Raw genomic sequence first — 22,303 nt, 5'->3', positions numbered from 1 at the left:
TAAAAATACGCGGGGGTGTAGAATATGGAAGAAAAATTGGACTTCATTGGTGATGTACATGGGTGTTATGACGAGTTACAGCTACTTTTACAGCAAATGGGCTATCAGGAAGGCTCACATCCAAACGGCCGAAAACTTGTTTTTATCGGCGATCTTACCGATCGTGGACCGGACTCATTAGGCGTTATTCGACTTGTTCATAAACTCGTGAACGTTACACAATCGGCGTATTACATCCCTGGAAATCATTGTGACAAGCTGTATCGATATTGGAAAGGCAACCGCGTGATGATCCGGCATGGGCTGGAAACAACGATTGCGGAGTATGAGCAGTTTCCAGTAACAGAACAAACGAAAATTCGGAGGCAGTTCATGCAGCTGTACGAGCAGTCCCCGCTCTACCAAGTGTGGAATGATGGACAAGTTGTTGCTGCACACGCAGGTATACGCAGGCGAGATATTGGAAAAAGTGCTCATCGTCTGCGTTCTTTCCTCCTTTATGGAGACGTCGATCACCAACAACAAAAATCAGGCAAGCCACCGGTTAGAAGAGACTGGGCAAAACGCGAAACCAACATAGACCCTATCGTTGTCTATGGCCATACACCGGTTCCTAAACCACGCGTGAAAAACCGCACAATTAACATCGATACCGGGTGCGTGTTTGGCGGCTTTTTAACCGCATTTCATTACCCAGAACGAACCTTCACGATGCAAAAATCAAATCAGCCATTACAAGTGGATGCATTTAACCACGAATTTGATTATGAAACCCTCGATATGAATTAAGAAAGGATAAGATTTTGATGATAAAGAAATACGGTCTACTTACTGCAATGATTGTATTGGTGTTGGCAGGATGCTCAGAGGCTGAAGTGAGCATGATCCAGAAGAATCAATGATATATGTTGTTGACGATCCTGCTCCATGACCGTTCATGCGAGAATGGTTAATGAAGGTTCCAGCGATACAGATACACTCAACTTTAATTACGATGTAACCGACGAATCGTTGCTCGAGTCTATTGATGCTGATGCGCTTATAGAAGAAAGTGAGGAGTTCACAATCGGGGCAAACAATGCATTTGTACTGAATGTGTCCATCCCTCTTAGTGAGCCATTGACTGCCGATGAACTCAGCGGAGGAATTGAAGGCTACGTCACCGACATCGCTGGAAATGAAATTTACCGATTTTCATTTGAACAAGTTGAAGAAGCTTAATTGTGATTCATTCAAATGGAAGTATTTAGGAGATTCGTGATCTGGATCACACCCGAAACGATCTAGATCGCGTTAATACGATGGGTTTTTCCAGATACTGGCCGATCTATATGGAATGAACGAAACACTTTCTTGATTTACACTGTTGGGTGTTGGGTTGGAGGGGTAGCGCGGTGCTATTTTGCTCAGTTTGTTCCAACTGGAGCGCAGATTCCATGCCCATAACCGAGCAACCTGTCGGCCCCGCCGGGGCCGAAACGAAACCGCCTCGGTTCGGCGCGGCTCGCGCCGACAGGATGTGGGTACTTCCGCGCGGGGATGCATAGGTGATCCGGTAATCTGTTCCCAAGTTTGTTCATTCTGTTCCCTAGTTTATGAGAATAAACCGCTTTTCCTGCGATTTCCCCTAACTCGAGAACAGTTCAGCCGCAACTCGAGAACAGTTTCCACTTTCCCAAGCTTACCATTGGTTCGTGAAGAAATTCTTTCGTTCAACTTATCTAGATCGTTTTTCTGCACCGACGAAGGCGACGGTAGCTCATTTTTGGAAAATCCTGGGAAATTGGCGGTCTAGATCGCTTTGGAACACCTCACTTCATAATAAACAATCTAAGAATGATCGACTCTAAACCAAACTTCAAGAGCTAGCAACCATCGGCACCCGAGGTGCCGAAGAAAAACCGAGCGGTCTTCGTCATGACTCTCGTTAATGTCTTTTCGGTCTTTGTGACCGAAACGAGTGGTAGAATTTCTTACGCCTAATGTATAGGCGAGGAATTTATGCAGTTATCACCTCAAGATCAGTGAATTTCTTTAGTACACCATATATAGATCGTTCGTTTTAGCCTGTACGGTATAGACGAGAGTGATACGGATGATCGGTCGGGTTCTGGGACAGAATGGCATTTGGCCTACGACCCGCTCTCATTAATAATCTGCCCTCACAGTATTCATTAAGCAAATACTCAAATTAATATTTAAGTAAGTATAGAGTTACTATCAATCGTTTCTATATAACGAGCCGAAATCAACGTTGACTTCGGGGGCTCGTTATATAATAAGATGTGGAGCTGATTTTCATGACAGCATCAGCTTACGGTTTTTAGGTGTTGTTTAGCTATAGTTTTCGGGGATCATATTCAGCATATCCACCGGTAACGGTGCTTCAATGTGAAGTCGGTCGTCTGTTATCGGGTGCGTAAATGTGTTTGACTTGCAATGCAACGCTTGTCTAGCAATATGGGATGAAGCATTGCCATAAAGTGTATCACCTGTTATTGGAAAACCGATTGATGCCATGTGGACGCGTATTTGATGGGTTCTACCTGTATAAAGTTTAATATCCAGGAGTGTTCGGTCGTGATCTGCCCATACTTTTCGGCAATGGGTCATTGCCGGGTCCCCTCCTGAAGACACCGTACGTTCTATTATTGATCCTTCTTTTCGTGCGATTGGCTGTTGAATGGTTTGCTCTTCTGCTCGTAATTCTCCGTCCACAATCGCCACATATCGCTTCCCTACTTCATCTTGTAAACGTTTGTGCAGTTGATCATGGGCAAAACGATGCTTCGCAAAAATCACAATTCCACTCGTAAACTGATCTAACCGGCTTACTGGATGAACGCCCCCACTTTGTTTGGTCTGCTGGAAATAGTGGATCACTTGTTCAGCAAGGGAATGCCCTCGTTGCCCTTGACCGGGCAACGTCTTCATTCCACTTGGTTTGTTTACAGCAATGAGGTGGTCATCTTCAAAAAGAATTTCAACCTCCAACGCACACGGCTTAAAATGAACAGGAGGTGCGATGAAAGGGTAGTGAATCATCAGTCGATCTTTTCCTTGCAAAAAACTGCCCAAATGCGCACCCTCGCCATTTACTCGGATTTTTCCGTTGCTTTTCAGTAACTTCACTGAGCGAGAAGACATGTGGCAGGCCGATTTAACATATGCGGATACTGTTCCTTGAAAGTCGTCATGAACGGTCCACGTCCAGCTGGCAAACGGCTCGTTATTCACCAATAAATGACTCTTTCACGCGCTTCCAAAATGGAAAAGGGCGAAACCTCGCGAAGCGCACATATTCATCAGCGACACGACACTGGATGGAAGCAATATCTTTGCTAACGAGTGAATAATGGTCGATCGTCAATTGCATGCTCACATCATTGAGCGGTTTTAAAAGGCACGTGTGATGTTCTGGGAGGACTAAAGGCGAACCAATTGTTCGATACACTCGGTTGTTGATGGAGGCCATTTCAGAAATCTGCATTGACGCAAGCGACGGATGCAAAATTGCTCCACCTAAAGCTTTATTATACGCCGTGCTGCCAGATGGCGTGGAGATACATAACCCATCGCCACGAAACGTCTCAAACTCTTCTCCTTTAATGTCCACGTTACAGACGAGAGACCCTTCCGTCGTTTTCACCGTACATTCGTTTAAGGCCAAATACCGATCCGAAGAATCACCGTCATGATAACGAACGGTCACTTCAAGCAGTGGGTACTCGACGACTTGAAACGGAGTCTTCGCAATATGGATGACTAACTTGTCCGCTTCATCGGGTCTCCAGTCCGCATAAAACCCTAAATGACCCGTGTGAACCCCGACAAAGCAAGTGTTTTGCAGCCGGTGCTTATGGCGATGAAACGCTTCTAGCAATGTGCCGTCCCCACCTACGGAAATGACAATTTCAGGTTCTTTAGGATCTTGTTCTAATTGATGGCTGTTTAAGCTTCAACCACGGTACGCGCAATATGGTTGGAAACATCGTCCCCTCTCGACGTTACATCATATTTCATACAGTGCCTCCTGACGATTCGTTTTTAAATGACTCGCGATGGTTTTCTTGTCTTTCTTGGATAATCGTCTGTGCTTCACGTACTTCACCTTGAATTTTCGACATCTCTTCATCCAGATTTGATGCCGCTTCTGCTGCGCGATACAGACGTTCCTTAATATCTTTTGGAATTTCGCCTCTGTACTTGTAATTTAACGAGTGTTCGATCGTCGCCCAAAAATTCATCGCCATCGTACGAACTTGAATTTCTACGAGAATATGTTTCGTTCCATCGATTGTGTGTACAGGATAGTCGATTACCATATGATAAGACCGATAACCACTTAATTTCTTTTCTTTTATATAATCACGCTCACTAATAATCGTAATATCATTTCGGCTTTGAATCATTTCTACAATCGCGTCAATGTCTGTAACGAACTGACAAACAATTCGTACCCCAGCGATGTCTTGCATACGATTTTCAATCTCTGTGAGCGGGATTTTTTTTCGTTTTGCTTTTTCTTCAATGCTTGATAACGGTTTGACTCTGCCTGTAACAAATTCAATGGGTGTATGTTTAGATGAGCGTTGGTATTGGACGCGTAAACTGCGAAACTTCACCTTTAATTCCTCAACCGCTTGTCGATAGGGTTGCAAGAATACTTCCCAGTTTTCAATCATGATTCCACCCTCATTCTCTGTTGTGATTTAGAAAATGTTTAGCGACTGCTTCTTCCATCGCTTTTCCATAATTATTATTGTCAGGTATGTTGTCGAGAAGCATCTCTAATTCATCATAAAAATCCATCAGTTCAATGTCATCATTTCCTAAGTAGACAGGCAATTGTTTATGATGAATGTCAGCCAAAATCGGCCAAAAAAACTCTGGAAGATGTACTTTTTGAAACTCTCCATTGCATTCAATGACATATACGAATGCAAGTCGATCAGAATCTGCAAGCATTCTCATTGCCGCTTTACAATCGGACGAAAGCTGTTCTTCATTTTTCGGAATCATTTGTGCACGATGTTCAGTAATAAGAATTTGATCAATTTGAATATCGGACATGTTGACCACCTCTTTTTCTAATCTACTATTGTTAACGCTCTCTTCACTGTGCGATAATGCATTCGGAGGTGAGTCAATTATGGCACAGCACCATGAAGAATTTGAATTTGAAGGGAAACGCGCACTGACTGAACGTCAGTTTGAGCAATTATGTACAGAACATAAACCGAAGGCACACCGTTCATTACTCAGCACAATCATTATTTTGACACAGCCGACTTCCAATTGAAAGAACGAAACGCAGCGCTTCGAATTCGGTTAAAAGAAGACGAAATGACACTCACGTTAAAGATCAAAATGGAGGACGGTGCACACGAAAAACATGATCGTCTTCCCTTAGAAAGCTGGTCCACAGAAACACCACTTTCCGCTTTACCCGATGCAACGGTATTATCTTGGTTGGAAGAGGAATGGGGAATTTCCAAATCATCACTTCTGCATCTTGGTACGTTGTCCACTCACCGTGCAACGTGGAATTCTGATGACGGATCTTATTTCTTAGATCATAGTGAATACCTTGGGACAAGTGACTTTGAACTTGAATTTGAGGGAAGTTCAACGAGTCATGTGAACCTCGTCTTAAAACAACTTGCAAAAACATACCCATTTTTGTTGCAAAACGACGATCCTTCACCGAAAGTAAAGCGCTTTTTTGATCGAAAGCAATCTTTACAAGAAAAAATGTAAATCGACCTACGTTTTCTTCCAACAATCTGCTATAGTCAAAGTATACTATAGATGAGGGAGGATACTAAAATGAAAGTGATTCATCCTTTATCATTGCTACCGGCAACTTCGTCCCTTCCGTCAAAGCAACCTCAGTCAACAAGCGGTTATGAACATTTTGCTTCTGTGTTGTCGCACGTACAATCGGTCGGTAATGACCGTTTCCCATTTGATATGCAAATGGATCGTTCCCTCTACTTTGATGGGTCTTTCGTGTCTGATTTTGCAAATATTGAAGCACCCGAGCTACACCTCAACCATACATACGCATCATCAACATTACCACCGGGTCCGTTCAATCACCTTATTGAACAAAGTGCAAAAGAACATGGTGTAGATGCTCGACTCATTTACTCGATTATTAAACATGAATCCAACTTCAACCCACAAGCAACGAGCCATGCAGGAGCCCAGGGACTCATGCAACTCATGCCAGGCACAGCTCGAGGGTTACAAGTGACCGATTCATATGACCCTGCTCAGAACATTGATGGCGGCACCCGCTACATCAAAGATATGTTACGTCGTTACAACGGCGATGTGAGCTTAGCACTGGCCGCTTATAATGCCGGTCCTGGTAATGTCGACAAACATAATGGCATCCCACCGTTTAAAGAAACGAAGGCTTATGTTCCGAGAGTACTTGATACGTATCAATCTTTTGCATAGTCGTTTATTAAAAAAAGAAGGCAAATGCGCCCTTGCATCTGCCTTCTTTTTCTATTCGATAAATCATAGTATTTGCCGTCTCACTGTCTCGTTGCTACAATATGTTTAGAACTGAAATAAGGGGTATTTGTATGGAAAATGTAGGGGAGAAATCCTTATATGAAGAAATTGGCGGTGCTGCTGCGATTGACCGGCTTGTGGAGCGCTTTTATGATCACGTCGCAGAAGACCCGCAATTGTCACCAATTTTTCCTAACGACCTGTCAGAAACAAAGCGAAAACAAAAGCAATTTCTGACACAATTTACGGGTGGAGGACCACTGTATACAACAGAACACGGTCACCTAGATTGAGGGCGAGGCACTTGCCTTTTGAGATTACACCTGAACGAGCAGAAGCTTGGCTTGAATGCATGAAGCAAGCGATGGACGAAAGTGATCTTCCATTAGACGCTTCCGACGCACTCTTTCATCGCCTTACACTTACTGCGTCTCATATGGTGAATCAATCACATTAGGGAAAGGGGATGTTCCTTTGCTGACGGCTAAACAACATTGTGATACAAATTCAGGGATTTGCGGCAGTGGTGAAGAGGAACACACAGAGAAACGAGCATTTAAGAAGCTTGAACTGTATGTTTTTACTGATCCTCTTTGCCCGGCATGCTGGGGAATCGAGCCGACGTTAAAGAAAATTAATATGGAATACGGTGATCTAATCACCCTTCGATATTTTATCGTTCCTACGTCTACAAGTGCGTGGATCCATGAGCAGAACAATCGCTCACTTTCTGACTTGTGGGATGTGACCTCGAAAAAGACAGGTATGTGTTGTGATGGAGATGTGTGGCGTGAAAACCCTTTCTCCAACACAGAATTGCCCGCCCTAGCTGTAAAAGCTGCTGAAATGCAAGGAAGACAAAGTGGCATTCGCTATTTAAGACGGTTACGGGAACTGCTGTTTTTGAATAAGAAGAATATAACTGAGGAAGACGTTCTTGTTGACTGCGCAAAAGAAGCGGGTTTGGATGAGAGAGAATTCCACAATGATTTTCATTCAGATACGATCTCTCGGGCACTACGTTGTGACATGAGTACAACTGAAGAAATGGGTGTGCAGGAAGTCCCTTCAATGATTTTCTTTAACGACTGTATTGAAGACGCTGGTGTTAAGGTCTCTGGGCTTCATAGCTACTCCACTTATGTGGAAGTTCTTACAGATTTACTCGGCTTCCAACCGGAAGCAAACACCCCATGTACACTAGTGGAATTCCTTAAAAAATATCGATTTGTCGCTACAAAAGAAATTGCAGAAGTGTTTGATTTAACGACAAAAGAAGCGGTTTCAGAAATGAAGAAATTGCAATTACAGCAAAAAGTAGAATGCGTACCTGTCAAACATGGAGAGTTTTGGAGATATACGAATGGGACTGAAGACTAACAGCTCTTCAGTCTTTTTTTGTGTGGTCGAGCATAAAATAGACAAACTGTTTTTGGAGTTGATAAAAATGAAACAAATGCTGCTGGGCCTCTGTTTCGTATTTGTTTGTTATGTGCTGTTTTTGTTGTCTGTACTTCGCTTCATCACTTCTTCTCGCTGTCCCGTTACTCTTTGTATCCATTTTGTTCACGGTACATTTATTCAACGAGCGCAGGAGATTCAAGGGGTTTTCTTAAAAGTGATAGGCAAACGGGTGTATATTTGTCGATCTTGGCGATGTGCTCATCTGCAGACTTCGGAAAGGAAAGCTCGAGCGTTGGGAGCAATGGGTGATTGGGCTTCTGTCCATGCAAGAGTTGCAACAGCTGGACGTACTGACTCATAAGACGAATCGCTTGTCGCTCTGACAATCCTAACCATTTCATCACCTCGGCTAACTCGTCATTAATCCATTCATGTACTTCATGTTGCGCTGACTCAATCAAAGACAGCCATACATACGTTTGCCAAACGACAGGTGGCTCACTTACCCATACTTGACCAGGAACAAACCATCCACATTCAGCGGGGTGCAAGTAAAGTGGGGATTTATACCGATACAACCTCTCTTGTACGTGTTGGCTGAAAGCGGTTTGCAGTTTCACCTTCCCATAGCGTGATTGATGTTTATAAAGTAGTTGTGCTTTCGGCTCATTTATTACACTGAGATGATCGTGAATGAGTAGGGAAAAACCGGAAGGAGTCAGAGGAAGGGAAGACCAAGAAGCTATAAATTTCCGAGGAGACATGTACGCAGACAACGTCGCAATGTTCAGTTGTTGTCCAAGTACATGAGTTGCGGAGGGAACGAACCTGTCTGAAAACATGCCTCTTGTTGCCATTCTTGAATATAGATTGCCGTTGCTGTTCTTTTCATTAATTCTGCTGGAAGAACCCAAAGTACTTTAATTGATTGCGACTCATACGCTAACGTTCGCTCGCGAATCGCCGTTCTGTCCACTGGAGAACATTGCATTTCGAATACATAGTGCACCCCGCGATAACGAAACCACACATCTGCTCTTCGATCAATCATCGGTAACCATTTCTCAACTTCAACTTCTTCTGCAAACGTCTTCACCCATGCATACAATCGTTCCTTGCCTTCTCGATGTTCTTTCGTTTCTTCAGAACCTGCACAGCTGGAGTTTGAATAGTGAGAAAAATGCGGACGGTTTTTACCTCCTGCCCGATACAAAACCGTTTCTTCACAACTCGGACAATGCCATACCAACTGTTTCATCTTTTCATTAGGAACTTCAGTTTGGTCTAATAAACAAAACAGCTGTCTTTTTTCATCGTATGCTGTAAACATCTCCGTTCCTTTCTAACAAGAGTACCCAGCTTATTGTAAGTTCTCCACTGTCTACCTTAAGTCCTTTATAACGACAAAAAAAAGCAAATCCTTCGTTAGGACTTGCTCGTGAACGTATTATGAAAAGTACGTAGAAAGTACTTGTAAGCCATTCTCACTCACAACGGTCTTTCCATACTCACTAATACGATGAATAGACATATCTGACTCGTGTCCATACTCTAGGACACGGCTTAACAAATTATCTTGATCGTCTTCATCATAATAATCATCAAAAACGATGTGGAGATAATACGTATTCTCCATTGCATACACTTCGTTTTGAACGTGCTCTAACTTAACGGATTTACTAAGTTGTAAAAGATCCTCAAGGTCTTTAAAAGCAATGACAATACTTAATGGTTCGTCGCTACCTGCTCCGTCACGATCTTTCTTGCGTGTGCGAAGCTGTTCATCGAGCATATCAACGATGCTTTCATCAACATCATCGTCACGGTCTTTGCTCACTGGGATTTCAAGTTTCACATTGCCATCATTCATTTGACCCCGCGTAACAACAATTTCCAAACCTTTGTCAAATGCCTGTACTTGGATCCATAGCGGGCCTTCAATCTCGAAATTCTCATGGTCATGCGCTTCATTAATCATTTCAAAAAAGAACTCTTCACCGCGTTCCCGATTGTACCAAATTTCTTCGCTGTCAAAGCCTCTGTCTTCAATATCTGCATACGTAATATAAAACTTTATTGTAGTATCATTTATTCTTTCGATTTCCACAGTTTTTCCCTCCTCGGGTTAAAGTGGACCTTCACATTCTTATTCACACCGTTAAGCGAATTTAAACCTTCTTCTATTCTATACGAATCCCCTAAGTTTGTTAAGGATAAGTGTACCCATTCAAGAAAAAGAATGTGAATTCTAAGGTTGTTCATTTATACCATTTATCACTTTTAATTTCAAGAGATTTGCGCTTGAAAAATGGGTGTTTTATTAGTGTATCTTCGATTGTTGTCTGTTATGCCTGATTTATTTTAGTCAGTTTGGAAGTAAAAAATGAAGAAAAACTTCTGCCATTAAGGTAGAAGTTTTTCCGTTGTCAATTAACGAGCTTTTGTGCTTCTTGTAAGAAATACGTCCGAATTTGTCTCGGTAAAAAGCGGCGAATTTCCGCTTCATTGTAACCAACTTGTAGACGCTTTTCATCAAAAATAATTGGACGTCTAAGCAGCCCTGGATGCTCACTGATTAGCTCAAACAACTGTTGCAGTGGGAGTGTATCCACATCTACATTCAATTCTTGAAAGATCTTAGACCTTTTTGATACAATCTCATCTGTTCCATCTTCGGTCATTCGTACAATATCTTTCACTTCTTGTACAGAAAGAGGTTCCGAAAATATATTTCTTTCTTGGAACGGTATATCGTGTTCCTCTAGCCAACCTTTTGCTTTTCGACAAGAAGTGCAACTCGGCGATGTTAATAACGTCACCATGTAAGACCCTCTCCCTCAATGTAAGATCAATATTAAACTGATTAACATTCTCAAGTAGTCATGTATACTACGTCTATTGACGTTTCAGCGGACGTTCACTGCTATCGTGTCACATTAATTGTACAATAATAATTCTAATGTAGCAACTGAACGTTATGTGACATTCTTTACATATTATACTATCCATAAATGATGTACCCCGAATTAACAGACCGTAAACCTATAAACATAAAAAATACGCAATATATCATGAAAAAAGCCCTACTCTTCGTGACCTAAAATGTCGAACTTGATCGATTAGGGTTATAATTCACCCTTCTGTATATTGATTGCCAGCATTCCATAGTAAGTATTCATGAATATCATGATCATGTAACGCTTGTATTTGTGCTTCCACTTCATCCTTACCATAAGGAATGTAATTCCCTTCTCCTAGCCAGCTTGCCGTAAAGTCCTGAATCCACGGTCTAGATTTAGGTGCATTCTTAACCTGTGCGAGCACATCATTTTCCATTTGTGCATAAGCACTCGTTAATCGATAAGGCTCTTTATCTGGTTGTTCGATACCAAAGTGTGCAGTCCAGTGACTCGGATAAATCATCGAGCTAATCACATCAACATGCTCAGAGATTTGCGAGAAGTTTTGGCCAATGCCCGCGGCTTCGTCTACAGTTGCTGCATAACCAAAAATGTCGACTGACACATCGATATGAAACGGACGCAGCTCCTCTTTAGCATATTCTACAAAGTCCGTCACTGCCCGAACACGCGACTTGTCTCGACTCATACTTCTGTCGGTATACTCGCCCAAATCATACGTCAACAATTCGTCTCTCGTTTCAAACCCTTCTGGAAAGCGTACATAATCAAATTGAATTTCTTTAAACCCTAAGCGAGCAGCCATTTTTGCAATATCGACATTGTATGCCCATACATCTTCTCGAAATGGATTGACGAAGGCTTCATCTCGATTGTTTTTCCAAACTTGTTCGTCCTCTAAAAAAGACAATTCAGGTTTGTCCATTGCAAGTCGGGTATCTTTGAATACGACCACTCTGGCAATGGGATAGATGTTCTTTTCATTCAATTGTTTTAGTAACTCCTCCGGCTCATCAATAATATGCGATGATCGATGTTCATAAACAGAACCGCTCTCAGGTGTAAATGTGATGTTGCCGTAGTCATCTTTTACGTCAATGACCATTGCGTTTAGTTCGGATTCTTCTACAAGTTGAATCAATGAGTTTAACCGTTCACCACCTGCAGAGTGGGCAGATACGTATACACCTTTGACGCCATCATTCGATGGGGCAAACCGCTTCATCTCTGTTGGCAACTGTTTACGTTCTACCGCTCCTTGTTTTAGTACCGGATGTGGGTCGTTCGCAGCTTCTAAAAAACCAATGTCTCCTGCCAAAAATATGCTGCATACACTAATGACTATGGCTCCTACTTTGAACAGCTTCATGATTACACCCCTCGGACGCTCGACTCATAAACCTATTGTTCTGTTATTGGATGCATTTATGTACACAGCCCATTACTACCAGAATTTCTTAGTTAGAAGAGATTGTTGGAGTAAGTGGAAGTCACTGCTAAAAACTGAAAAAATGGGTATACTATAGGTCATCAGTGTTATGCAAAGGATGAATGCTATGGTTTTTATTTGGTTTATTATTGCGGTTATCGTTACTGTTCTTGCTGCTGTAAAAATTAGTACATACGCGGATGCCATTAGCCGTTTATCTTCTTTTGGCTCCTTGCTTATTGGCACCTTTCTACTCGCCGGGGCCACGTCATTGCCTGAAGTGACGACAAGCATTACAGCTGTTTACCTCGACAACCCCGACATGGCTGTTGGTAACGTACTTGGTAGCAACATCTTTAATATTGGTATTTTAGCTGCATTTCTACTTATTTATAGAAAAAAGCTCATCCTTTCCAATGTAGACCGTCAACAACAATACACGGCATACATCGGCTTAGCGATGACCGTTATCGTTGTGTTGGCTTTATTCTTCACGATTGAGATCCCGCTTCTCAACATTGGCATTGAATCCCTCCTCTTGCTATTGCTTTACGGACTAAATATATGGGTGTTACAAAAAACGTCTGGCGCAGCTGTTGAAGAGCACGACGATCAAAAAGACGATTATCAAGAAGAAAAATACACACTAAAAGGGGCAATGATTGGCTTCATCATTGCCGCAGTCATCATTCTCATCTCAGGTACAGTGCTCACCTTTGCCGGGGATCAGATTGCCGTCATTACCGGATTAGGGTCGAGCTTTGTCGGTAGTTTTCTTATTGCAACGACTACGTCGTTACCCGAAGTCGTTACCGTGTATGTGGCACTTTCCTTAAACAATCGCAATTTAGCTGCCGCCTCCATACTCGGAAGCAATTTGTTTAATTTACTCATTCTTTCTGTGTGTGACTTCTTGTATGACGGATCAATATTGCAAGCGGCATCCATGACCAACATCGTTACAGGGATTATTCTCCTCGTTAATAGCATCGCCATTGCAGGAGCGATTTACGTGGCAAGAAACTACCGAGAGCGAACGTGGCCAGCGATTGTCATTATCTTATTGTACTTTGTTGCTGTCATTCTCATGTACGTGTTTCGTTAAGAATTGGCAAATGCCGCGATGAGCTGTTCTAGGCTTGCGGGCCCGAAAAACCGGCTTACTTCTTCACCGTCTTTATTAACAATGATCGTCATCGGTACGCCAAGTACGCCGTATTGGTGACTGGCTAGCTGGTCGGGATCAAGCAATACAGGGAACGGTAATTGCTCTGCCACTTCTTCAACAACGCGTTCATTGCGTTCGTCATCTGTCATATTGACGGCGATGAGTGAAATGCCCGCTTCAGAGAACTGTCGTTTGTTCTCAGCCAGCATTGCCAATTCCTCTTGGCACACTTCACACCACGTTGTGAAAAATAACAGGAGAACTTGCTCCCCTTTGTAGTCATGGAGTGCAATCTCAGCCCCATCTGTGTCTTGTAACGAAAAGGCCAATGTTTCGGTGGAGCTGTAACTAAACAAAAGAAAAGCTGTACATAAAGTGACAAATACTTGCCTCGTTCTGCTTTGCAATGGTAAACCCTCCTATTATTCTGCTATACTTATGCTTTAAGGGAGTGGTAGAATGCGGGTGGTTACAATGGTTCTAGCAGTTTGTCTCCTCGTGTTTGTCATTGTTGACTACACAACCGGATACTCACTAAGACCCGTTGCCCTAGCCCTTCTTTTTATCTTGATCCCCACGTTCATTTATGACCGATGGCGGAACAGAAAAAAGGGTTAGTCACGATATGGTGCACGAATGTAGATTGAATAATGTACGGCTTATGGGAAAGGAATGAGCAAAAATATGAAAACCATTTTTTCTGGAATCCAGCCAAGTGGAATTATTACCCTTGGCAACTATTTAGGAGCAATGAAGCATTTCGTTGGCTTGCAAGAGGAGTACGACAGTTACTTTTGCGTTGTGGATCAACACGCCATTACCGTGCCACAAGACCCGGAGAAGTTGCGGGACCAAAAACGAAAATTGGCAGCACTTTATATCGCCTCTGGTATTGATCCGAAGCGGTCAACACTATTTCATCAGTCAGAAGTACCTGCCCATGCACAAATGGCTTGGATTATGCAATGCTTAGCATATATCGGGGAATTGGAACGAATGACTCAGTTTAAAGATAAATCTGAAGGCAAAAGCGGTGTATCTTCAGCTTTGCTCACGTACCACCGCTCATGGCTGCCGATATCCTTTTATATGGAACGGACGTCGTTCCCGTCGGTGATGACCAGCGCCAACATATTGAGCTGACGAGAACGCTAGCGGAACGATTTAACCGGCAATACAAAGACATCTTCACCCTCCTGAAACGCTCGTGTTAGGGAAACGAATTATGTCACTTCAGAATCCAGAAAAGAAGATGAGCAAATCAGACGCCAATCAAAAAGCTTTCATTTCGATGCTAGATGATGAGTTAACGATCGTTAAGAAAATGAAAAGTGCGGTGACAGACTCTGACAATGACGTGCGTTATGATGAGGAGAATAAGCCAGCCATTAGCAATTTGCTAACCATCTACGCTACGCTTACAGACGAAGACATTTCTAGCATTGAAAAAACGTATGTAGGAAAAGGCTATGGCGCATTTAAGACCGATTTAGCGGATATTGTTGTCGATAACATCCGCCCAATTCAAACGCGCTTTACTGAACTATACGAATCCGACGAAATTGATCACGTCTTGGATGAAGGTGCTGATCGCGCCAATGAACGAGCAACAAAAATGTTACAAAAAGCTGAAGAAGCTATGGACTACAACGCCAATAAACGTATAAAAACTCTTGACCTATCCTTGATCAAGAGGTTTTTATTATTGGTTCTTCGACCCTTTTCTCCATACATGACCGACAAACAGGCTGCCCCCGATTGTTCCGACTGCAAAAAGGATGACAAAAATTTGCATGATTGTATACGCCAAACCGTCCATATTACTTCCTCCCTTGTCCGTTAAACCTACGCTTCATTATAAGCAAGTTTTTTCCTGATGTAAACGGAGTCGTAACGATGTTTTGAAAAACGTCTATTTATGCATTTCACTTTCGTGCTGCATGTCCCATAACTTCTCAAAGAATGGTTGACCTTTAATTAACGATTCACATAGCGCATAATGATCTTCACTCCATCCGCCTCTCACCTCATCATACAGCCGGTCCCATGCTTCATCTTTACTCATCAGTTGAATGTCCAAATACTTATCCGGTGACCATTCTGTATACCAATAGCGAATTTCGGCATCAAAACCAGACGATTTTAATTGATCAATGGCCATAAACAGCAACTGTTTTAACTGTCTTTCTTTTCTCGTTAAACCGTGCATGACCGTAGGGTGTGGAGAAAGAATATGGTAATGCTTATCGATGTCCGTTAACTCATCTGTGTATTGTGGTTCTTGATCTTGCTCAATCGCTTCTAACGCTAATTTTTCTTGGCGTGGTGTTAATCGGCTTTTTCTAATCGGTGTTTCGTAACCGAGTGTGTCTATCGCTAACGAGCTTTTTTTGTTCGTTGCAATAAAGCAATAATCGAGCGGTAACTTAGACATGTTCTTTCTGAGTGCACTCTTTTTATATACGGCGTCCAAAAGTTGTCTAGGAATCTCCTCGAGGCTGTTTTCTAGTTGTAGAAACAAGCGATCTGTCACATATACCACTTCTGCTTGATCAAGTACTTCAATTCGGTCTTCGCTTCTCCATTCATGAAAAGGACAAATGTTGTATCCGTTCTCTTCTCCTTCGAACCAATTGACCCACACGTCACGTATTCGGGCCATATGGACTCCCCCTTCCTATACCGATAAAATTGTATCTACAGTATAGTCGGACTGTGAATTTTTTATTCTCTAGTCACTTCTTTTCAATAAGATTTGCTTGTTTTTTCTTTTTCTTACCAGTGAGTGAAATAAATGAGACGAGCAACCCTCCGAGCAAGAGATAGAGCTCGGCACGCACGCTAATGAATTCCCAAAACTCGTACAAACTATATCCGGATACAATCAAGTTGGAGTATGCGACCAAGCCTACACCGCCAATTGTTGCTATACTTATACCAAAGATTGCCATTGAAACGCGAAAGACCAAGCCGTCCGCCCCCCTTATTTCCTTTTAGTATATGCACGCTTTGCCCGACTCATGAGGAGGGCATGTCGAAACAGGAGTTGAACTTATGAAGCTAATTTCCACCCATACTCATGCTGACTTTGATGGACTTGCCTCCATGATTGCAGCCCAAAAGATACACACCGATGCTCACCTTTTGCTTCCTTCTCATGTGAGTCCAGATGTGCAACAGTATTTGGCGTTAAATCGGGATATGTTTTCTTATTATGAAGAAAAAGATGTAAATAGCGACGACATTCATACCCTTATTCTCGTCGATGTAAATGATGTAAAACGCAGTCCGAAAGTATTTCAAAATGCTTCACCGATGGAGATTATTGTCTACGATCATCATCCACAGAAAACAAAAATGAAAGGGACTCAAGAACAAACAGGGGCAACAGTCACCATACTTGCCGAAATGATTTTTGAAGAAGAAATTGTGCTCACTGAATGGGAGCGGACGTTGTTTGCAATAGGTTTATACAGCGATACAGGCTCGTTCACTTACGGCTCAACGACAATACGAGATATTTCTGTGCTACACAAGCTTTTTCAAGACGGAATTTCTCTACCTGTCATTCAAACCTACCACGGTGCGGTTTTAAACGCCGACCAGCAACAGTTATTAACAGAGCTCATGCAGGTGGCTCAAATAAGGCATCTACACGGGGTAACGATTGCAGTGAGTTGCATGAGCTCAAGTACGTACGTTCAAAACTTAGGTCTAATCGTTGAAAACTGGCTATCATTGTCAACGGCGGATGTTACGATCGCTATCGTTGAAATGAATCGCGCAGTCTTTCTCGTAAGTCGCAGCCAATCAGAGCGGTTCAGTGTGCAAACGCTCATGGAAGCTTTTGACGGTGGTGGTCACCCTAGTGCCGCCGCTGCAACCGTTAAAAAGACTGATCGGTCTTCCATATTCGAAACAGTGCTTCATTCTTTAGCGAATCATATCGACGACGCAGTGACAGCCAAAACATTTATGTCAACGCCAGTTAAAACCGTTTCCTCACAAATGAAGATGGCGGATGTAAAGGCGACAGCGATTCGTTTTGGGCACTCAGGATTTCCCGTCGTTGATGATGGCCAGCTTGTCGGCATGATCAGCGTACGCGATGCACATCGGGCGACGAACCATGGGTTTGGTCATGCCCCTGTCAAAGTATATGACTGAACAGGTAATCTCTTGCATAGCCAATACGCCCATTGAGGATGTAGAAAACCTTATGATGAGACACGATATCGGTCGTATTCCCGTCATTGAAGATGAGAAGCTCATCGGTATCATTTCTCGGTCAGATTTACTGAGTGCGTTATATGATGCCAAAAAGTCAAAAAACGTAAATGTATCTGAACGGCTCAATCAAATGCTCGGACCCGCACGCACACAATTTCTTCAGCACTTGGGCAAGGTAGCAGACGAAGAACAGGTGAACGTTTATCTCGTCGGTGGCATCGTCCGCGATGTGTTTTTAGATATTCGTAACTTTGATTTGGATTTTGTTGTAGAAGGAGACGCAATGGACTTTGCCAAAAAGCTTGCTCACAAATTCCAAGCGCCCGTTCATGAACACGAAGCATTTCAAACAGCTAAAGTATTTATGAATGATGAATGGATTGATTTTGCGAGTGCCCGTGCAGAATATTATGATGCCCCTTCTTCCTTACCTAAAGTAAGACGTACAAGTCTTAAAGAAGATTTAGGTAGCGTGATTTTACTATTAATGCACTAGCCATTCAGATTAATGAAGAACATTACGGGGCCTTATTGGATCCGTTTCAAGGGATTGAAGATATAAAGAAACAACAATTACGCCCTCTACACAACCTCAGTTTCATGGAAGACCCGACGCGCATTCTACGTGCAATTCGATTTGAACAACGCTTTGGATTTACATTAACGATCGAAAGTCGCCGGTTCATTAAAGAAGCTGAATCTTCCATTCAAGAGCTTACCGTAAATCGTATTCGAAACGAGTGGCAAAAGATGATTGCTGAAGGTCTTGTTACTGAAGCTTATGCCAGGCTGGAGGAGCTGAATGTATTGCAATCTTTTTTTCCAGGTGCACGATACAACGACCGTACAACAGAAGTGTTAGGATGTTCCATGCCCTCAGATCAAGATATCCTTTCAACGATCTTTCCACTCTACACGACCACTTTACCAGATCTAAAGCGGTTTGCCGTCACGAAGTATGAGCAACAACTCGTACAAGAATTAAGCACGTTGTTTGATTTGAGATTAGGTGAAAACACAACGTGCGGTGATCTGCATCGCTCAGTAAAGCAGATCAGCAATCATGCTCTACGACTCACAGCTTGTACGAAGACAGGTCACAAACATTCGCTGCTCAATCAATACGTACAAAAACGAAAAAATCTACCCGTACTCATTCAGGCAGATGATTTACTCGTGAGAGGATTTAAAAAAGGGCCGATCATCAAGCATACACTTCAAACAATTGAAGAATTGTGGTTCGATGACCAGATAGCGACACGGGAACAAGCGCTCGACTATATCAATTCATTAAGAAATTTGTAATAAGGATTTCATAAATGAAACATTTCTGTTATAATTATTAGTCGAGCAGAGGGGGAAAGCGATGAGGATGCTAAGAGGCAATGCCAACAAGGTTTATTTCCTTCTTGTTCTCACCACACTGCTAGTGGTCATTCCAATCGCTTATCAAGGTAATGGCGAGAATTTGGCTACCCTTGAACTTGAACATTCTTCACTACAAGCAGCGAATAGCTCAACAGAGACATTTACAGAAGAGCCATTCCAAGTATTGATCTTCAGTGAGGGGTCTGAAGGGGAAAAGGAACCAAGGAGCAGTACGATGATGCTCGCTCAATTTGATCCAAGTGATGGTGAAACGAGAATTGTATCATTGCTTAGTGACAGCTACGTGTCGATTCCAGCTATCAAGATGATACGCTCGGTGCTGTCTACCATCTCGGGGGTACTGATCTATTAGGGGAAACGTTGGTTGATAACTTCGACCTGTCTGTTGATTACTTTGCCAAGATTAACGAACAAGGATTTCTTGAAATCCTTGATATCATTGCTCCTGAAGGCATTTATCTTCCGAATAAAATGGTTGAATTAAACAGTAAAGAACTGTTACATTATATCCGTGAAGAAAATGGACAAACCGGCAAAAAAACAGCTCGACAAATGGATATTATTGAAATTCTTCACAGCCATTTGTACGAACATATGACAGTAGCGGATGCACCAACGATCATTAGTACACTTACAACAAATGTGCATACAAATGTGCCGACAGGAACGTTACTCGAATGGGGAAAAGAATATTTCACGCTTAAAAACCCTACGATCGAGACGATGACGATTCCCGTAGCTGAAAGTTATGATGACACATTGCGAGATGACGAACAAAACAGTCGACTCACATTCGATAAAGAACCTAATCGTCAAGCAATTGAAGAATTCTTACAATTGACTGATGATGAATTTTAAGCCCTAGCGGGCTTTTTTTTTTACATAAAAAAGGACAAGCACTCACTTTGCTTGTCCCGGAATACAGAGATTAATTTTCAAAACGTTTGAATACAAGTGTTGCGTTATGTCCACCAAATCCAAAGGAATTGGACATTGCCGCTGAAGTGTTGATCTGCTTCTTTTCATTTGGCGCATAATCCAAGTCACAATCTGGGTCTGGATCATGCAAATTAATGGTTGGCGGAGCTGCTTGTGCATCTAGTGCTTTTAGTGTGAAAATAGCTTCCACCGCTCCAGTTGATCCGAGCATATGACCGGTCATTGATTTCGTGGAGCTAATGACAAGGTTTTTGGCATGAGCTTGAAACACATCTTTAATTGCCGTCGTTTCGTATTTGTCATTGTAGGCTGTACTCGTACCGTGAGCATTAATGTACCCGATGTCAGTAGCCTCAATGCCTGCATCAGCGACGGCTTGTTCCATTGAACGCTTTGCCCCTTCTCCATCTGGTGCTGGAGCGGTCATATGATAGGCGTCTGCCGTTGATCCATACCCTAATACTTCTCCGTAAATATGTGCTCCTCGCGATAGTGCATGCTCGAGTGACTCTAGTATAAGAATTCCTGCACCTTCACCGATTACAAAACCGTCACGATTCGCATCAAACGGTTTTGATGCCGTTTTTGGGTCTGGGTTTGTAGTAATCGCCTTAGCTGCTCCGAATCCAGCAACAGCCATACTCGTAATAGGCGCTTCAGACCCACCTGTAATCATCGCATCGGCATCGCCTCGTTGGATTAACTTAAAAGCATCTCCAATGGCATTCGTCCCCGAAGCGCAAGCTGTCACTGTGCACGAATTCATGCCCTTTGCCCCGAAGTGATAGATACTTGCCCAGCAGCCATATCTGGAATCATCATCGGAACAAAAAATGGGCTCACCCGACGCGCACCCTTGTCCAGAAATGTGCGGAATTGAGATTCATACGTCTCCATACCCCCAATTCCTGAACCAATCCATACACCGACTCGTTCCGCATTGTCATCATTAATATCTAGACTTGCATCGTCGACCGCCATTTTCGCCGCAGCCATCGCAAATTGTGTGAAGCATCCATCTTCCGTGCATCTTTTTTGTCCATATAGTTCTCTGGTTCAAAATCTTTAACTTCACCGGCTACCTTCGTAGTAAAATGTTCAGGATCAAGCCTTGTCATCACGTCAATTCCACTCTCACCAGAAAGCGCCCGTGCAAATGAGCTTTCCACGTCATTTCCAAGTGGGTTAACCGTACCCATACCTGTAATTACGACACGACGTTTCATTTTCTTTCTCCCCTTTATGATTGAAAATCAGTTATCTTCCCCAATAAAGAGCGATGCCGCCCCAGACGAGGCCAGCACCGAAGCCGACCATCACAACTAAATCTCCATCTTTAATCTTACCATTTTTTAGCTCTTCAACAAGCGCAATTGGGATAGAGGCAGCTGAAGTGTTTCCATACTTGTGCACAGTCGCCGCCATCTTTTCTTTCGGCAGTTGCAGTCGCTCTCTTGCAGCCTCCATAATCCGGATATTCGCTTGGTGAGGGACGAGAAAGTCAACATCATCTTTTGTAAGATTAGCTTTCTCTACCAAATTCATGCAAGTATCCCCCATTTGCCGGACGGCAAACTTGAAAACTTCTCTACCGTTCATTTGAATAAGCGGGTCAGCTTTAATGTGTTCCGCTCCCGCTCCATTTGCACCTAATTCGAAAGATTGGATGCCTCGATTCGCAGAAACCGGACCTACGATTGCGGCTCCCGCTCCATCCCCAAACAAAACGGCTGTGTTTCGATCATTGAAGTCAAGAATCTTCGACAACTTCTCGGCACCAACGACTAAAACTTTATCATATGTTCCAGTTTGAATGAATTGACTAGCTGTAACAACCCCATACACAAACCCAGCACACGCTGCACCAATGTCCATAGCTGCAGCATTTTTGGCGCCTAGCCTTTCTTGAATGAGAGAAGATACAGAAGGAAATTTATAATCACCAGTGACAGAAGAAACGATGATTAAATCTAACTCATCTGCTGACATACCCGCATGAGCTAAAGCCTCTTTAGCCGCATGGTAAGACATATCTGACGTATTCACCTCATCATCGGCAAACACGCGTTGTTCAATGCCCGTTCTCGAACGAATCCACTCATCCGATGTGTCCAACGTTTCTTCAAATGCTTTATTCGAAACTTGGCGCCCTTTCGTATAACTACCAAGCCCATAAATCCCCGCTTGTCTCATCCCAGAACCTCCTCTATAAAACATTACACTTAGTATTATGACCTAGTCATAATTATAATGCACAGACAATGATTGTTCAACAAAAACCGTCGAACCCTACAT

The 22,303-nt window shown here is 42.8% G+C and carries 25 protein-coding genes and 4 pseudogenes; 15 read left to right on the top strand and 14 right to left on the bottom strand.

The window, feature by feature from the left end; all coding sequences use genetic code 11:
* The first annotated feature begins 24 nt into the window (after positions 1 to 24).
* The 3 genes from JCM19039_RS07235 to JCM19039_RS07230 are packed head-to-tail and all read left to right on the top strand — an operon-like array spanning position 25 to position 1,221.
* Positions 25 to 789: a metallophosphoesterase gene (locus JCM19039_RS07235; RefSeq protein ID WP_042425467.1), complete on the top strand. Its 765-nt coding sequence runs from the start codon at positions 25 to 27 to the stop codon at positions 787 to 789.
* Positions 790 to 806: 17 nt separating this feature from the next.
* Positions 807 to 902, top strand: a complete 96-nt coding sequence (locus JCM19039_RS24280) for a lipoprotein (protein WP_193744168.1) — start codon at positions 807 to 809, stop codon at positions 900 to 902.
* Positions 903 to 927: 25 nt separating this feature from the next.
* A complete protein-coding gene (locus JCM19039_RS07230) occupies positions 928 to 1,221 on the top strand; it encodes a hypothetical protein (protein WP_042425464.1) in 294 nt (97 codons plus the stop codon).
* A gap of 1,113 nt (positions 1,222 to 2,334) precedes the next feature.
* On the opposite strand, the gene JCM19039_RS07225 is transcribed toward JCM19039_RS07230, so the two are convergent.
* From JCM19039_RS07225 to JCM19039_RS07210, 4 genes and pseudogenes are all read right to left on the bottom strand, one after another.
* Positions 2,335 to 3,237: an RluA family pseudouridine synthase gene (locus JCM19039_RS07225; RefSeq protein ID WP_152550123.1), complete on the bottom strand. Its 903-nt coding sequence runs from the start codon at positions 3,235 to 3,237 to the stop codon at positions 2,335 to 2,337.
* Positions 3,230 to 4,023 (bottom strand): annotated as a pseudogene (locus JCM19039_RS07220) (NAD kinase). The gene JCM19039_RS07225 and the pseudogene JCM19039_RS07220 overlap by 8 nt, the downstream one beginning before the upstream one ends.
* Positions 4,020 to 4,685, bottom strand: coding sequence for a GTP pyrophosphokinase family protein (locus JCM19039_RS07215; protein WP_042425461.1), 666 nt, complete (start codon positions 4,683 to 4,685; stop codon positions 4,020 to 4,022). The pseudogene JCM19039_RS07220 and the gene JCM19039_RS07215 overlap by 4 nt, the downstream one beginning before the upstream one ends.
* A gap of 10 nt (positions 4,686 to 4,695) precedes the next feature.
* The gene (locus JCM19039_RS07210; RefSeq protein ID WP_042425456.1) at positions 4,696 to 5,073 is read right to left on the bottom strand and encodes a hypothetical protein; all 378 of its coding nucleotides are present in this window, start codon (positions 5,071 to 5,073) and stop codon (positions 4,696 to 4,698) included.
* Between the two features lie 79 nt (positions 5,074 to 5,152).
* On the opposite strand from JCM19039_RS07210, the gene JCM19039_RS24275 reads away from it, so the two are divergent.
* The 5 genes and pseudogenes from JCM19039_RS24275 (at position 5,153) to JCM19039_RS07190 (ending at position 7,908) form a co-directional block, all read left to right on the top strand.
* On the top strand, positions 5,153 to 5,302 hold the full coding sequence (locus JCM19039_RS24275; RefSeq protein WP_193744167.1) for a hypothetical protein: 150 nt from the start codon (positions 5,153 to 5,155) through the stop codon (positions 5,300 to 5,302).
* Positions 5,299 to 5,760, top strand: coding sequence for a CYTH domain-containing protein (locus JCM19039_RS07205; protein WP_042425450.1), 462 nt, complete (start codon positions 5,299 to 5,301; stop codon positions 5,758 to 5,760). Before JCM19039_RS24275 ends, JCM19039_RS07205 begins: the two co-directional genes overlap by 4 nt.
* A gap of 69 nt (positions 5,761 to 5,829) precedes the next feature.
* Entirely contained in the window at positions 5,830 to 6,468 is a 639-nt protein-coding gene (locus JCM19039_RS23075) for a lytic transglycosylase domain-containing protein (RefSeq protein WP_152550121.1), read from the top strand.
* Positions 6,469 to 6,599: 131 nt separating this feature from the next.
* A pseudogene (locus JCM19039_RS07195) lies at positions 6,600 to 6,985 on the top strand (globin).
* A 17-nt stretch (positions 6,986 to 7,002) separates the two neighbouring features.
* Positions 7,003 to 7,908 (top strand): DsbA family protein, encoded by a 906-nt coding sequence (locus JCM19039_RS07190; RefSeq protein WP_052398589.1) that lies wholly within the window; start codon positions 7,003 to 7,005, stop codon positions 7,906 to 7,908.
* A gap of 197 nt (positions 7,909 to 8,105) precedes the next feature.
* Here the strand turns inward: JCM19039_RS07190 and JCM19039_RS07180 are convergent, their stop codons facing one another.
* The 5 genes from JCM19039_RS07180 to JCM19039_RS07160 all read right to left on the bottom strand — a co-directional run bounded on the left by JCM19039_RS07180 (position 8,106) and on the right by JCM19039_RS07160 (position 12,222).
* Positions 8,106 to 8,552 (bottom strand): hypothetical protein, encoded by a 447-nt coding sequence (locus JCM19039_RS07180; RefSeq protein WP_152550119.1) that lies wholly within the window; start codon positions 8,550 to 8,552, stop codon positions 8,106 to 8,108.
* Positions 8,553 to 8,719: 167 nt separating this feature from the next.
* Complete coding sequence (locus JCM19039_RS07175; protein ID WP_042425441.1) at positions 8,720 to 9,262, bottom strand: competence protein CoiA; 543 nt, start codon at positions 9,260 to 9,262, stop codon at positions 8,720 to 8,722.
* A 117-nt stretch (positions 9,263 to 9,379) separates the two neighbouring features.
* Positions 9,380 to 10,039 (bottom strand): adaptor protein MecA, encoded by a 660-nt coding sequence (gene mecA, locus JCM19039_RS07170; RefSeq protein ID WP_042403765.1) that lies wholly within the window; start codon positions 10,037 to 10,039, stop codon positions 9,380 to 9,382.
* A gap of 319 nt (positions 10,040 to 10,358) precedes the next feature.
* Entirely contained in the window at positions 10,359 to 10,754 is a 396-nt protein-coding gene (spxA, locus tag JCM19039_RS07165; protein ID WP_042403763.1) for a transcriptional regulator SpxA, read from the bottom strand.
* 310 nt (positions 10,755 to 11,064) lie between these two features.
* Positions 11,065 to 12,222, bottom strand: coding sequence for a putative glycoside hydrolase (locus tag JCM19039_RS07160; protein WP_042425437.1), 1,158 nt, complete (start codon positions 12,220 to 12,222; stop codon positions 11,065 to 11,067).
* Between the two features lie 187 nt (positions 12,223 to 12,409).
* Between JCM19039_RS07160 and JCM19039_RS07155 the strand changes: the two genes are divergently transcribed.
* Positions 12,410 to 13,387, top strand: a complete 978-nt coding sequence (locus JCM19039_RS07155) for a sodium:calcium antiporter (RefSeq protein WP_042425435.1) — start codon at positions 12,410 to 12,412, stop codon at positions 13,385 to 13,387.
* Here JCM19039_RS07155 and JCM19039_RS07150 read toward each other — a convergent pair.
* Positions 13,384 to 13,857 (bottom strand): peroxiredoxin, encoded by a 474-nt coding sequence (locus JCM19039_RS07150; protein WP_042425433.1) that lies wholly within the window; start codon positions 13,855 to 13,857, stop codon positions 13,384 to 13,386. The genes JCM19039_RS07155 and JCM19039_RS07150 overlap by 4 nt on opposite strands.
* A 277-nt stretch (positions 13,858 to 14,134) precedes the next feature.
* On the opposite strand from JCM19039_RS07150, the pseudogene trpS reads away from it, so the two are divergent.
* A pseudogene (gene trpS / locus JCM19039_RS07145) lies at positions 14,135 to 15,113 on the top strand (tryptophan--tRNA ligase); the annotation flags it as partial.
* A 249-nt stretch (positions 15,114 to 15,362) separates the two neighbouring features.
* Here trpS and JCM19039_RS07140 read toward each other — a convergent pair.
* Complete coding sequence (locus JCM19039_RS07140) at positions 15,363 to 16,112, bottom strand: DUF3603 family protein (protein ID WP_042425432.1); 750 nt, start codon at positions 16,110 to 16,112, stop codon at positions 15,363 to 15,365.
* Between the two features lie 73 nt (positions 16,113 to 16,185).
* The gene (locus tag JCM19039_RS07135) at positions 16,186 to 16,419 is read right to left on the bottom strand and encodes a hypothetical protein (protein WP_042425426.1); all 234 of its coding nucleotides are present in this window, start codon (positions 16,417 to 16,419) and stop codon (positions 16,186 to 16,188) included.
* 85 nt (positions 16,420 to 16,504) lie between these two features.
* On the opposite strand from JCM19039_RS07135, the gene JCM19039_RS07130 reads away from it, so the two are divergent.
* From JCM19039_RS07130 to JCM19039_RS07110, 5 genes are all read left to right on the top strand, one after another.
* Positions 16,505 to 17,617 carry a DHH family phosphoesterase gene (locus tag JCM19039_RS07130; RefSeq protein ID WP_042425425.1) on the top strand — a complete coding sequence of 371 codons (1,113 nt, stop codon included), beginning with the start codon at positions 16,505 to 16,507 and terminating at the stop codon, positions 17,615 to 17,617.
* Complete coding sequence (locus tag JCM19039_RS07125; RefSeq protein ID WP_081834377.1) at positions 17,559 to 18,176, top strand: CBS domain-containing protein; 618 nt, start codon at positions 17,559 to 17,561, stop codon at positions 18,174 to 18,176. Before JCM19039_RS07130 ends, JCM19039_RS07125 begins: the two co-directional genes overlap by 59 nt.
* Positions 18,164 to 18,985: a hypothetical protein gene (locus tag JCM19039_RS07120; RefSeq protein WP_373975245.1), complete on the top strand. Its 822-nt coding sequence runs from the start codon at positions 18,164 to 18,166 to the stop codon at positions 18,983 to 18,985. Before JCM19039_RS07125 ends, JCM19039_RS07120 begins: the two co-directional genes overlap by 13 nt.
* A gap of 61 nt (positions 18,986 to 19,046) precedes the next feature.
* Complete coding sequence (locus tag JCM19039_RS07115) at positions 19,047 to 19,421, top strand: hypothetical protein (RefSeq protein WP_042425415.1); 375 nt, start codon at positions 19,047 to 19,049, stop codon at positions 19,419 to 19,421.
* 8 nt (positions 19,422 to 19,429) lie between these two features.
* Positions 19,430 to 19,927 (top strand): LCP family protein, encoded by a 498-nt coding sequence (locus JCM19039_RS07110; protein WP_042425414.1) that lies wholly within the window; start codon positions 19,430 to 19,432, stop codon positions 19,925 to 19,927.
* A gap of 70 nt (positions 19,928 to 19,997) precedes the next feature.
* On the opposite strand, the pseudogene fabF reads toward JCM19039_RS07110, so the two are convergent.
* Positions 19,998 to 21,234 (bottom strand): annotated as a pseudogene (fabF, locus tag JCM19039_RS07105) (beta-ketoacyl-ACP synthase II).
* Between the two features lie 31 nt (positions 21,235 to 21,265).
* Complete coding sequence (locus JCM19039_RS07100; RefSeq protein ID WP_042425412.1) at positions 21,266 to 22,201, bottom strand: beta-ketoacyl-ACP synthase III; 936 nt, start codon at positions 22,199 to 22,201, stop codon at positions 21,266 to 21,268.
* Positions 22,202 to 22,303: the final 102 nt, after the last annotated feature.

Source organism: Geomicrobium sp. JCM 19039, from assembly GCF_000698145.1.
Taxonomy (GTDB): domain Bacteria; phylum Bacillota; class Bacilli; order Bacillales; family Marinococcaceae; genus Geomicrobium_A.
This window is presented reverse-complemented; position numbering and strand designations above follow the sequence as displayed.